Origin of the sequence: Buchnera aphidicola (Acyrthosiphon lactucae) (genome assembly GCF_005083565.1) — a bacterium.
GTDB lineage: Bacteria > Pseudomonadota > Gammaproteobacteria > Enterobacterales > Enterobacteriaceae > Buchnera > Buchnera aphidicola_AH.
On sequence record NZ_CP034891.1, the window covers coordinates 52,130 to 64,720 of the forward strand.

Consider the following 12,591-nt stretch of genomic DNA (forward strand, 5'->3'; position numbering starts at 1 on the left):
TATTAATCTTATGTTAAATGTGTTAATTGTTAGTATCAGTAGATATTCTGGTACAGAACTAGTTAACTATATGAATCGTCAAAAGTTTGCTAATATTTGCTTCAAATAATAGTTTAGGTATAGGTAAATTATTTTCGGATGTTCATCAATAATTTAAAGATATTATAGATTTATATTTTGAAGATATAAGAGATTTTAATTTAATTTAAGAAAACGTTAATACTATTTTTTAGCAATAGATCATCGTATTAGTCATTCTCTTACTTCCCTTTATTTTATTTTTTAGTTGTATTTTTTTTGATCTTTCTGCTTATAGAGTTAAAAAAAGAACAGTAAATTTAGATTATTATGGTTTTGTTCATCAATATAAAGAACTTTTAAAAGATTCTGTTTATAGATTAGCAGAATGAAAAAAATAAAAAAGCAAGTCTGATTGCAGTATCTAGATATCATCCCACGTACATTCAATTAGCATTAAAGCTTCTTAGAAAAGAAAATGTTCTTTGTAATAGAAATATAACAATTATTCATGTTGTTAGCGGTTTTAGTGGTTCTGGTAGAAAATCTAATTTAAAGAATAGTTTTTGTAAAGTAAGTTTGTAACTGTATAATATCTTTACGCATCGTCATACTCTTGAAATTATTGAGCAGTGAGGTATTCTAATAATTTTATTCGACATGTAGATTCTTTTTCTCGAGGTATAATTGCTGCTATTACATGTAAATTAAAAAAATATTAAATCAATTGATATATATATAATATTTTTAATAAATTTTATAAGAAAAAACCGTTGATTCGTATATACAAAAAATATTTACTAGTATTAAATCCATTGAAAAACAACTGTTTTGTGATAAAGGATAATTATATAGTAATTGTGACAGCACAGAATATAATTTATTAAAAAGCGCTGCTGCCCAAGCAGTACAGTGTTTTAATATCCGTTTTAGTTTTTCTGAAACGGAATCAATTATTTAATTAATAATGAGTATTTATAATGAATCCTTTAGTTATTAAATTAGGTGGAGTGCTTTTAGAAAGTGATAATGCTATGATGCGTTTATTTAAAGCTTTAAACGATTATCAAAAATCTTATAAACGTCATATTTTAATAATTCATGGAGGAGGTAGTTTAATTGATAATTTGATGAAGAAACTTTCTCTACCAGTTAAAAAGAAAAATGGGTTACGTGTTACTCCATCTGAACATATTAATATCATTACAGGTGTATTAGCTGGCACTGCTAACAAAACTTTACTTGCATGGGCATTAAAATATAATATAAATTCTGTTGGATTATGTTTAGCAGATGGAAAAAGTGTTAATGTAGAAAAATTAGATCAAAATTTAGGTCATGTTGGTAAAGCGTTACCAGGATCACCATTATTTTTAAATAAACTTTGTGAAGAAGGTATTTTACCAATTATTAGTTCTATAGGAATTACTCATGATGGATTATTAATGAACGTAAATGCTGATTTAGCAGCAACAGCTTTAGCAACTACTTTACAAGCTCATCTAATTTTATTATCTGATATAAGTTCAATATTAGATGGAAAAGGACAGAGAATTATAGAGATTAACAGTATTCAAGCTCAACGATTAATTGAACAAGGAATTATTACTAATGGTATGATTGTTAAAGTGAATGCAGCCTTAGAAGCCGCACGAATTTTACATCGTCCTATAGATATAGCAAGTTGGCAAAATACAGAAGAATTAAAATTGTTGTTTAATGGTACAAATATTGGTACTCGAGTTTATATATAATTTTATTATAAATTTAATAGGTTTAAAATATGATCAGAAAAAAAAATAAAAAAGTTGTTCTAGCATATTCTGGTGGTTTAGATACTTCAGCAATTATCCCATGGCTTAAAGAAAATTATAATTTTGAAGTTATTGCTTTTGTAGCTGATATAGGACAATCTAAAAAAGATTTAAATGGAATTGAGAAAAAATCACTAGAATCTGGTGCATCGAGTTGTCATGTTTTTGATTTAAAAGAAGAATTTATAGAAAGTTATGTTTATCCTATTTTAAAAACTGGTGCTTTATATGAAGGTAGTTATTTATTAGGAACAGCAATAGCTAGACCTATTATTGCAAAAAAACAAGTTGAATTAGCATTAAATATTGGAGCAAATTCATTGTGTCATGGTGCTACTGGAAAAGGTAATGATCAAGTTCGATTTGAAATGGCTTATGCATCATTAGCTCCAAATTTAAATGTAATTGCGCCATGGCGGGAATGGAATCTTAATTCAAGAGAATCGTTATTAAAATATTTACATGAAAGGAATATTCCTACAACAGCAACATTAGAAAAAATATATAGTAAAGATGAAAATTCTTGGCATATTTCAACAGAAGGAGGTTTACTTGAAAATCCTTGGAATCGATCTAATCAAGATTGTTGGACTTGGACAGTAGATCCTGAAGATGCTCCAGAAAAACCTGAATATATTTCATTAGTATTAAAAGCAGGTTCTGTAGTATCTGTTAATAATAAAAAATTAAATCCATTAAAATGTGTAGAAGAATTAAATAATTTAGGTTCTAAACATGGAATTGGTAGAATTGATATTGTTGAAAATAGATTAATTGGGATGAAATCCCGAGGATGTTATGAAACACCTGGAGGAACTATTATTATAACAGCTATCAAAGCAATTGAACAATTAGTTTTAGATCGTGAAAGTTTTCAATGGCGAGAAAAAATAGGTTTAGAAATGTCATCTATTATTTATGATGGACGCTGGTTTTCTCCAATACGTAAATCTTTACAAGCTGCTGCTGATTCATTATCATCAGAAATAAATGGAGAAGTAATATTAAAATTATATAAAGGTAGCGTAATAGCTGTTCAGAAGAATTCTCCTAATTCATTGTATTCTGAAGAATATGCTACTTTTAGTGAAGATCAAGTTTATAAACAATCTGATGCAGATGGTTTTATTCGTCTTTTTTCTCTTTCTTCAAGAATACGTGCACAAAATCAATTAAAATAGTTTTTTAAAAAATTTAAAAATATACTTATAAAACGTTATATTTTATTTTCTTTTTGCAGTTTTTTTATAGAGATCATATATGGCACTTTGGGGTGGACGATTCATTAATGAATCTCATGAATTATTTAAAAAATTTAATACTTCTTTATCTTTTGATTATATTTTAGCAGAAGAGGATATAACTGCTTCGATTGCTTGGTCTAAAACTTTGGCAAAGAGTAATATTATTACTAAAAAAGAACAGATAATAATAGAATCTGCACTTCTTGAATTATTAATCGAAATTAGAGATAATACTCAAGATATTCTTACAAGTAACTGTGAAGATATTCATAGTTGGGTAGAAGAAAATCTTATTAATAAAATTGGTGAATTAGGCAAGAAATTACATACTGGTCGGAGTAGAAACGATCAGATTACAACTGATTTAAAATTATGGTGTAGAAATCAAATTAATATTTTATTAAAAAATATTATTGAGCTGCAAAAAAATTTTATTTTAAGCGCTGAATGTAATCATGATGTTATCATGCCAGGTTACACGCATCTACAACGAGCTCAACCTATTACTTTTTCTTATTGGTGTTTAGCTTATGTTGAAATGTTAAGACGAGATGTTAGTCGTTTAAAAGATGTTTTAAAACGATTAAATACAAGTCCTCTAGGTTCAGGTGCTCTTTCTGGAACAGCATGGAAAATTAATCGTGAAGAACTTGCTTCATCTATGGGTTTTGATTCAGCAACTAATAATGCCCTTGATAGTGTTTCTGATCGAGATTATGTTGTTGAATTATTATCATCAGCATCAATTAGTATGATGCACTTGTCACGATTTTCTGAAGATATAATTTTCTTTAATTCTGGTGAAGCTAATTTTATTGAACTCTCTGATTTAATTACATCAGGTTCTTCATTAATGCCTCAAAAAAAAAACCCAGATGCATTAGAATTAATTCGTGCTAAATGTGGTCGTGTTCACGGTTCTTTAATTTCTATCTTAGTTATATTGAAATCTCTTCCTTTATCTTATAATAAAGATATGCAAGAGGATAAAGAAGGTTTATTTGATTCAATCAAAACATGGAATGATTGTTTATGTATAGCGATCTTGGTTTTAAAAAATGTTAAAATAAAAAAACAATCATGTCGTAAAGCTGCAGAAGAAGGATATTCTAATGCAACAGAGATTGCAGATTATTTGGTCAAAAAAGGAGTTTCTTTTCGTGAAGCACATAATATATCTGGTCAATTAGTATTAAGAGCCATTAGTGAAAAAAAATCTTTAAATGATTTAGAATTATCGACGTTTCAAATATACAGTCATCTTATTAAAGATGATATATATAAGAATATTACTTTAGAATCTTGTCTTGAAAAAAGATCGTCTAAAGGTGGTGTAGCAGCAGCTCAAGTTTATAATCAAATTATAAAAGCAAAAAAAAGGTTAAATATTTTTTAATATATTTTTATGAATATAAAGCTTTTATATTATTTATATTTGTTAACTAGCATTTAAAAATTATTTAAATGCTGAGTTAATAATTTTATAAAATATAAAAAATAGGGAAAATAATCTATGCAAGATATAGTATTTTTTATTAGTGAACATATTATACTTATCACTATCTGGTTTTTTTGTCTTGTTTTAGCAATTTTTTTTATAATTAAAAATATATTTTTAAAATCTAAAATAATTAGTAATTTTCAAGCTATAAAACTAATTAATCAGAATAATGCAATTATAATTGATACTCGTTCTCCAAAATTTTTTGAAGAAGGTCATATTATTAATTCTATTAATATTCCATTGAAAGATGTTTTTTTAGGAAAAATAAAGGAGATGCAAGTTGATAAATTTTCTCCTATTATTCTTATATTAAACGAAACATATAAAGATAATAAATGTATTAAAGAATTTTTTAAACATGGATTTAAGCATGTTTATATTTTAAAAAATGGTGTATATTATTGGAAAGCAGATCATCTGCCACTTATTACTAAAGATAAATAATTTAAAAAAGTGAAAATAGTTTTTCTTACATTTTTTTTTAAATAAGAATTTTTTTAATAAACTAATATCATTAAAAAATTTAAATTATATTTATTATCTTTTTTTTGGAAATTTTATGTCAGAAGAAAAAAAAAAACAAGAATCATTTGAAATTCGACGTATTTATATAAAAGATGCTTCTTTTGAAGCACCGAATACACCAAATATTTTTCATATTGATTGGAAACCTGATATTCAATTTAATTTAAATACTAATATTAAAAAAATAGAAAAAAATATTTTTGAAGTGATTTTAAAAATAAGACTTATAGTAAAAATTGAAAACGATTTAGTTTTTTTATGTGATATAGATCAAGCTGGTATATTTTTTATTAAAAATTTAAGTGAAAAAAGACTGAAGCACTGTTTATATTCTTATTGTCCAAACATTTTATTTCCCTATGCTCGTGCATGCATATCTAGTTTTATATCTTATGGTAGTTTCCCTCAGATAAATCTTGCACCTATTAATTTTGATGCTCTTTATTATAATCATCTTAAATTAGAAAAAAAAGTATCAAAATGAATTATGAATATAACTATTCTTTTGAATAACATAAAAGAAAATTTAATTATAGAATATTATAAATTTTCTTTAGGAGAAGATTATGTGTGTTTTAGAAATATCAAAAATATGGAATAAAATACGCTATGAAGTTTCTTTATTATTAAAAAAAGAACCAATTTTGTCGGATTTTTATCAATATAGTATATTACAGCATCAAAATTTTATTAGTTCTTTAAGTTATATCTTAGCAAATAAATTATCTACATCTATGATTTCTGAAAAAAAAATTCAAAATGTATTTAATGAGATATATTTAAATAATCCTTCTATATTAAATTTTATAGTACGAGATATTAAGGCTGTATTACAAAGAGACCCAGCAGTAAATGATTATTTAACACCTTTACTTTATTTAAAAGGTTTTCATGCATTAGAAGCTTATAGAATAAGTCATTATCTTTGGAATATAAAAAAAAAATCATTATCTATATATCTACAAAATAGAATATCTGCTGAATTTTCAGTCGACATTCATCCAGCTGCGTGTATTGGATCTGGTATAATGCTTGATCATGCAACTGGTATTGTTATTGGAGAAAGTGTAATTATAGAAGATGATGTTTCAATTTTTCATTCAGTTACTTTAGGTAGTACTGGAAAGAATTTTAGTAAAAAAAGACATCCTACTATCCGAAAAGGAGTCGTTATAGGAGCTGGGGCAAAAGTTTTAGGAAATGTTGAAGTAGGTTTAGGAGCAAAAATAGGCGCAGGTTCAATAGTTTTAAAAAATGTTCCTGAATATGTAACTGTTGTTGGAATACCAGCAAAAATTGTAAATAAATTAGATAGAAAAATATGTCATAATCAAGAAGAAAAAAGTAGCTTTCAATCTATACATAACTTTCAATATGGAGATGGTATTTAGTTTATTTTCACTTTTTATAAAATAAAAACTTCTGTTTTTATTTAAATAAATCATAGTAGATATACTAATATCAGTACAGAAGCTTTATTTTATATTGAATTTTTTTATTTTAATCATCTAAAAAACTACGCAACACTTCTGATCTGCTTGGATGACGTAGTTTTCTAAGAGCTTTTGCTTCTATTTGACGTATTCTTTCGCGAGTAACATCAAATTGTTTACCAACTTCTTCTAAAGTATGATCAGTATTCATATCTATGCCAAAACGCATACGTAATACTTTTGCTTCACGAGCTGTTAGACCTGATAAGACGTCATGAGTTGCTGAACGTAAACTTTCAGATGTTGCAGAATCTAAAGGTAATTCTAAAGTAGTATCTTCAATAAAATCACCTAAATGTGAATCATCATCATCTCCGATAGGTGTTTCCATTGATATTGGTTCTTTAGCTATTTTTAATACTTTTCTAATTTTATCTTCAGGAATAAGCATTTTTTCAGATAACTCTTCTGGAGTTGGTTCTCGACCTATTTCTTGTAACATTTGTCTAGAAATACGATTGAGTTTGTTAATAGTTTCAATCATATGAACTGGAATACGAATAGTACGTGCTTGATCAGCAATAGAGCGCGTAATTGCTTGTCGAATCCACCAAGTTGCATAAGTTGAAAACTTATAACCACGACGGTATTCAAATTTATCTACAGCTTTCATTAAACCAATATTTCCTTCTTGGATTAAATCTAAAAACTGTAGTCCTCTATTTGTATATTTTTTTGCAATGGAAATAACTAATCTTAAATTAGCTTCTACCATTTCTTTTTTTGCGCGTCTTGCTTTTGATTCTCCAATAGACATTCTTTTATTAATATCTTTTACTTGTTCAATTGTTAATCCAGTTTCTTCTTCTATTTTAATTAGTTTTCCTACACTGGTAAAAACGTCTTCTTTGACTTTTTTTAAGTTTTCAGACCATGGTTGATTTGTATTTTGTTCTTTTATAAACCAAATATTATTAATTTTTTTTACTGGAAAAATCTTAATAAAATTTTTTTTTGGCATTTTGCATATTTCAACACATAATTTTATGATAATTCTTTCTTGTATTCGAACTCTTTCCATCATATGTCTCATATTATTAACTAAATGATCAAATTGTTTTGGAACTAATCGAAATTGTTTAAAAATCTCTGAAAGATTATAAATTTCTAATAATGAGTCTTTATGTGTTCTTTTTTTATTTTTAATTGTGTTATTAGTATTATTGTATTGAATGCGTAATTCAGAAAACTTTTCATTAGCTAATTCTGGATCAATGCTTTGATCATCTTCATGCTCTTCTTGATTATGTTCTTCTTCCTCTTGATTCTCTTGCTCTTCATCTAGAAGTTCAGATCCTACATGAATAGCTGTAGGAGAAAAAATTTCTTCTGCATTTGGATCTACAAAACCTGTTATTATATCAGATAACCGTATTTCACCAGTTTTGACACGATCATATTGTTCAAGAAGATACGTAATAGCTTCTGGATATTCTGATACTGAGGATTGAACTTGATTAATACCTTCTTCAATACGTTTAGCTATATCAATTTCTCCTTCTCGTGTAAGTAACTCAACAGTACCCATTTCTCTCATATACATTCGAACAGGATCTGTAGTTCTTCCTAATTCAGATTCTACACTAGATAGTACCTGTGTTGCTGCTTCAACTGCATCTTCATCTGTATCTGTATTGATTTGATTTAATATTAGATCATCAGCATCAGGTGCTTCTTCAACTACTGGAATGCCCATATCATTAATCATCTGAATGATATCATCGATTTGTTCAGAATCAATAATATCTTCTGGTAAATGATCATTAACTTCAGAATAGGTTAAATATCCTTGCTCTTTGCCATGTGTGACAAGTAGCTTAAGTTGCGATTGTGGGTTTTGATCCATAATATGATATCCAGATTCTGTTAATTTCACGAATATGAATTGACTGTTTTGTCAATAATGAAAGATAATAAAATTATCTTAAATTTTTAAATATATTTAAAATTTTTAAAGTATTAATTTTTTAAATTACTACTAATTTTTAAAAAAATTTAATTTTATTTTTTGGATAATGCTTTATTAATAGACCAAATTTCTTTTTTTTCATTCATTTTTAACCCCTTTATTCTTTCTTTTGCAATAAGATATTCTTGTCTTTTTTGAAGAACTTTATTATATATATTCATTAATAAATCTAAAAACATATTTTGAATTTCTTCTTGAATTATCATTAAATCCCATCTAGACAAAATTTTTAAGATATTAATTATTTTAGTATTTCTATATAATTCTAATAATTGACCTGTATTAATATTAGGATTATCAAGACATGTTTGTAATATTTCCAAAAATATAGGTAATCCTTCTACTTGTAAATTTTTAAATTTTATTATTGAAGGAGCTATTTTTGCTAAACTAGGATTTTGTAAAAGCAGTCCTATTAAAGTACGCATTGGAGTACGTTTAATTTGAAATTGTCGTTTTTTAGTTTTTTTAATTTCTTTTTCATATAAAAATTTTTCAAATTGATTATCATCTAAAATTCCTATCATTCTGGCTAATATCTGACGTAAGTAAATTCTTATCGTATCGCTAGAAATAGTATTGATTAAAGGCAAAGCACGTACGCTTAAATGAAATTTATCATCATCAGATAATAAATTAATATTTTTTAGCATGTTTTTAAAAAAAAATTTTGCCATAGTAATTGCATTATCGATACGTGTTTGAAATTTCTTTCTACCTTCTTTTTTAATAATTGAATCAGGATCTTCATTATTAGGTAATAAGATGAATTTTACTGTTTTTTTATCTGATATATATGGTAATGTTTTTTTTAAAGTGCACCAAGCTGCGTTTTTTCCTGCATCATCACCATCATAACAATATATAATTATATCAGTATTTTGAAAGAGAAGTTGAATATGTTCACTAGTTATTGCAGTACCTAATGTAGAGACTACATAATTTATATTATATTGTGTTAATGTTATAACATCAATATATCCCTCAACTACTAACAAATATGTAGGTTTTAAACATTTTTTTTTAACTTGATATAATCCATAAATTTGTTTTCTTTTATGAAAAATATCTGTTTCAGGTGAATTAAGATACTTTGGTAAAGTGTTATTTAACGAACGACCTCCGAAACCGACGATTCTACCATGATGATCTTGTATAGGAAATATTATACGTCCCTGAAATCGATCATATGTATATCCTTCTTTATTAATAGAAATTATATTATTAATTAATAATTCTTGTTCAAATTCTTTGCTTATATTTAATTTTGTATAAAAGTTTTTCCAATTTAAACTTGAAAATCCAATTAAAAAAAAATCAATCATATTTTTATTAATATTTCGTTTAATTAAATATTGATTGGCTAAATGAGTGAAATTTATGTTCTTGTTATATAACTTACATATTTTTTCCATTAAAAAATAGAGTTTTTGCTTTTTAAAATAAACATTGTTAGGTATTGATTTTTCAAATGGTATCGTAATACCATGTATTATAGATAATTCTTCAATGCTTTCTATAAAATTTAAATGTTCATACTGCATTAAAAAATCAATTGCATTACCATGCGCATTACATCCAAAACAATAGTAAAATTGCTTTTCATAGCTTACAGTAAAAGATGGAGTTTTATCATGATGAAAAGGACAGTTAGTTTGATAATTTTTACCATATTTTTTTAATGTTAGACGTGTATTAATTAATTCTACGATATCAGTTCGAAATAGTAGTTCAGTAATGAAATATTTAGGTATTTTACCAGACATATAATTTTATAATTATAGAATTTATTTCCGTTCTTAAAGAAGAACGGTTTTTTTTAGTGATTTTATTGTCTAAAATGTATTTAATACATACGAATACGTCTTGCATTTTCTCGTGTAAGTTTTTTTGCAAGACGTTTGATAGCTGAAGCTTTGGCTCGTTTGCGTTCAGTGGTTGGTTTTTCATAAAATTCTCTTCGACGAATTTCAGCTAAAATACCAGCTTTTTCACAAGATCGTTTAAAACGACGGAGTGCAACATCAAATGGTTCATTTTCACGTACTTTTATTATTGGCATTCAAAATTTACCTCAATTATTTATTTTTCAAAATAAAAAAATATCAAAATATTTTTAATATAATAGATCCTATATCAATGAGTATTATATTGTAAAGTATCATTTTTTATGTTTAATATAGTTTTAATAAAATTATTTAAAATTAATTTATTTAGAATAACATTAATTTAAAATTGATGTGAAATGTATTTTTTCTTATTTTTAAAATTTAATATATAGGTTTAAATTTATGAGAATATTAGGTATTGAAACTTCTTGTGATGATACAGGTGTAGCTATTTATGATAGTAAAGAAGGATTATTAATTAACGAAGTATATAATCAAAGAAAATTATATAATATACATGGAGGTATTATTCCAGAATTAGCATCTCGAGAACATGTGACAGCAATGATGTTTTTATTAAAAAAAATATTTAAAAAAAAAAATATTGCTAAATATATTGATATAATAGCTTATACTGCTGGTCCTGGTTTAGTTGGTTCGTTATTAGTAGGGGCTACGTTTGCATGCTCATTAGGACTGTCTTTAAATATACCAGTTCTTCCAGTTCATCATATGGAAGCACATTTATTATCAGCAATGTTAGAGTTTAAATCAATTAAGTTTCCATTTATTGGACTTTTAGTATCAGGAAAACATACACAAATTATCGGTGCTCACAAATTTGGTCAATATGAAATACTTGGAAATTGTTTAGATGATGCAGCTGGTGAAGCGTTTGATAAAACAGCAAAATTATTAGGATTAAAATATCCAGGTGGTTCTGAATTATCTAAATTAGCATGTAGAGGAATTAAAGATTATTTTTATTTTCCCCGACCTATGATACATGATGCTAGTTTAAATTTGAGTTTTTCGGGTTTGAAAACTTTTGCGGCTCAAACAATTAATAAATGTGATAAAAGTATACAAGAAAAAGCTAATATTGCAAGAGCTTTTGAAGATGCAGTAATTGATATATTATTAATTAAAACTAAAAAAGCATTAAAAAAACAAAACTGGAAACGTTTAGTTATAGCAGGTGGTGTTAGTGCTAATCATAATTTGCGTAAAAAATCTAAAAAAATGGTTAAAAAATATTTTAATGGAACAGTTTTTTATTCTAGTTTAGAACTTTGTACAGATAATGGAGCTATGATTGCATATCTTGGTTCATTACGTGAGAAAGAGGCACAAAATCCTCAATTAGAAATATTAGTAAAGCCAAAATGGTCTATAAATGATTTATCTTTTTAATATAAAAAATTAAATCTTGTATAGTTAATACTGGCATTTTTTTATTTTTAGAAAATTCTATAATTTCATTTATACGAGCCATAGTTCCATTTTTATTTGTTAATTCGCAAATTACTCCAGTTGGTTTAAATCCTGCTAGAGCAACAATTTCAATGGCAGCTTCCGTATGTCCTGCTCTTGATAAAATTCCACCTTTATGAGCTCTTAAAGGAAATACATGACCTGGTCTACTTAAATCACTAGGTTTAGCATTGTCAGAAATAGCAGTTTTTATAGTAGTGAGTCTATCTTTAGCTGATACACCAGTAGAAATACCTTTAGAAGCTTCTATTGTTACTGTAAATCCAGTACGATACATACTAGTATTTTTTTTAACCATCATAGGTAAATCAAGCTGTTTTCGTTTAGATTCAGTTATACATAGGCATACTATTCCGCTGCCATAGTGAATAGTAAAAGCCATTTGTTCTACTGTCATATTTTCAGAGGCAAAAACGAGATCTCCTTCGTTTTCACGTTGTTCATCATCTAATATAATAATGCCTTGACCAGATTGTAAAGCAAGTATTGCTTTTTGAATTCGCTCTGTAGGTGTTCCAAATTTAGATAGAAGTATTTGATTCATTATAAAAATCTTAATAGAGTTAAATTATTCAATAAAACAAGTTTTATTAATAATAAATTTAGTTAATTTTTATTTTATATCTTAATTTTTTTATAAA

At 26.2% G+C, this 12,591-nt stretch carries 11 protein-coding genes and 1 pseudogene; 8 read left to right on the plus strand and 4 right to left on the minus strand.

The genetic code is table 11. From position 1 onward, the window contains the following. Positions 1-10: 10 nt before the first annotated feature. The 7 genes and pseudogenes from D9V61_RS00240 (at position 11) to cysE (ending at position 6,496) form a co-directional block, all read left to right on the plus strand. Positions 11-979, plus strand: a pseudogene (locus tag D9V61_RS00240) (N-acetyl-gamma-glutamyl-phosphate reductase). Positions 980-998: 19 nt separating this feature from the next. Beyond that, positions 999-1,772 carry an acetylglutamate kinase gene (argB, locus tag D9V61_RS00245; RefSeq protein WP_158339246.1) on the plus strand — a complete coding sequence of 258 codons (774 nt, stop codon included), beginning with the start codon at positions 999-1,001 and terminating at the stop codon, positions 1,770-1,772. Positions 1,773-1,801: 29 nt separating this feature from the next. Further along, positions 1,802-3,013 (plus strand): argininosuccinate synthase, encoded by a 1,212-nt coding sequence (locus D9V61_RS00250; RefSeq protein ID WP_158339248.1) that lies wholly within the window; start codon positions 1,802-1,804, stop codon positions 3,011-3,013. 79 nt (positions 3,014-3,092) lie between these two features. Then, entirely contained in the window at positions 3,093-4,472 is a 1,380-nt protein-coding gene (gene argH, locus D9V61_RS00255) for an argininosuccinate lyase (RefSeq protein WP_158339250.1), read from the plus strand. Between the two features lie 117 nt (positions 4,473-4,589). Further along, positions 4,590-5,024 (plus strand): rhodanese-like domain-containing protein, encoded by a 435-nt coding sequence (locus D9V61_RS00260; protein ID WP_158339252.1) that lies wholly within the window; start codon positions 4,590-4,592, stop codon positions 5,022-5,024. Positions 5,025-5,139: 115 nt separating this feature from the next. Next, positions 5,140-5,589, plus strand: a complete 450-nt coding sequence (gene secB / locus D9V61_RS00265; RefSeq protein WP_158339254.1) for a protein-export chaperone SecB — start codon at positions 5,140-5,142, stop codon at positions 5,587-5,589. An 82-nt stretch (positions 5,590-5,671) separates the two neighbouring features. Beyond that, positions 5,672-6,496, plus strand: coding sequence for a serine O-acetyltransferase (gene cysE / locus D9V61_RS00270; RefSeq protein ID WP_158339256.1), 825 nt, complete (start codon positions 5,672-5,674; stop codon positions 6,494-6,496). A 109-nt stretch (positions 6,497-6,605) separates the two neighbouring features. Here the strand turns inward: cysE and rpoD are convergent, their stop codons facing one another. From rpoD to rpsU, 3 genes are all read right to left on the minus strand, one after another. Beyond that, positions 6,606-8,444: an RNA polymerase sigma factor RpoD gene (gene rpoD, locus D9V61_RS00275; RefSeq protein WP_158339258.1), complete on the minus strand. Its 1,839-nt coding sequence runs from the start codon at positions 8,442-8,444 to the stop codon at positions 6,606-6,608. Between the two features lie 155 nt (positions 8,445-8,599). Then, the gene (gene dnaG, locus D9V61_RS00280) at positions 8,600-10,333 is read right to left on the minus strand and encodes a DNA primase (RefSeq protein WP_158339260.1); all 1,734 of its coding nucleotides are present in this window, start codon (positions 10,331-10,333) and stop codon (positions 8,600-8,602) included. 80 nt (positions 10,334-10,413) lie between these two features. After that, positions 10,414-10,629 carry a 30S ribosomal protein S21 gene (rpsU, locus tag D9V61_RS00285; RefSeq protein WP_011053591.1) on the minus strand — a complete coding sequence of 72 codons (216 nt, stop codon included), beginning with the start codon at positions 10,627-10,629 and terminating at the stop codon, positions 10,414-10,416. Between the two features lie 229 nt (positions 10,630-10,858). Here rpsU and tsaD point away from each other — a divergent pair, with 229 nt between their 5' ends. Then, a complete protein-coding gene (tsaD, locus tag D9V61_RS00290) occupies positions 10,859-11,869 on the plus strand; it encodes a tRNA (adenosine(37)-N6)-threonylcarbamoyltransferase complex transferase subunit TsaD (protein WP_158339262.1) in 1,011 nt (336 codons plus the stop codon). On the opposite strand, the gene ribB is transcribed toward tsaD, so the two are convergent. Beyond that, positions 11,847-12,494 carry a 3,4-dihydroxy-2-butanone-4-phosphate synthase gene (ribB, locus tag D9V61_RS00295; protein ID WP_158339264.1) on the minus strand — a complete coding sequence of 216 codons (648 nt, stop codon included), beginning with the start codon at positions 12,492-12,494 and terminating at the stop codon, positions 11,847-11,849. The genes tsaD and ribB overlap by 23 nt on opposite strands. Positions 12,495-12,591 lie beyond the last annotated feature (97 nt).

Coding starts and splice junctions, on each gene's coding strand:
- argB (WP_158339246.1), top strand. CDS start 999: ATGAATCCTTTAGTTATTAAATTAGGTGGAGTGCTTTTAGAAAGTGAT.
- D9V61_RS00250 (WP_158339248.1), top strand. CDS start 1,802: ATGATCAGAAAAAAAAATAAAAAAGTTGTTCTAGCATATTCTGGTGGT.
- argH (WP_158339250.1), top strand. CDS start 3,093: ATGGCACTTTGGGGTGGACGATTCATTAATGAATCTCATGAATTATTT.
- D9V61_RS00260 (WP_158339252.1), top strand. CDS start 4,590: ATGCAAGATATAGTATTTTTTATTAGTGAACATATTATACTTATCACT.
- secB (WP_158339254.1), top strand. CDS start 5,140: ATGTCAGAAGAAAAAAAAAAACAAGAATCATTTGAAATTCGACGTATT.
- cysE (WP_158339256.1), top strand. CDS start 5,672: ATGTGTGTTTTAGAAATATCAAAAATATGGAATAAAATACGCTATGAA.
- rpoD (WP_158339258.1), bottom strand. CDS start 8,444: ATGGATCAAAACCCACAATCGCAACTTAAGCTACTTGTCACACATGGC.
- dnaG (WP_158339260.1), bottom strand. CDS start 10,333: ATGTCTGGTAAAATACCTAAATATTTCATTACTGAACTACTATTTCGA.
- rpsU (WP_011053591.1), bottom strand. CDS start 10,629: ATGCCAATAATAAAAGTACGTGAAAATGAACCATTTGATGTTGCACTC.
- tsaD (WP_158339262.1), top strand. CDS start 10,859: ATGAGAATATTAGGTATTGAAACTTCTTGTGATGATACAGGTGTAGCT.
- ribB (WP_158339264.1), bottom strand. CDS start 12,494: ATGAATCAAATACTTCTATCTAAATTTGGAACACCTACAGAGCGAATT.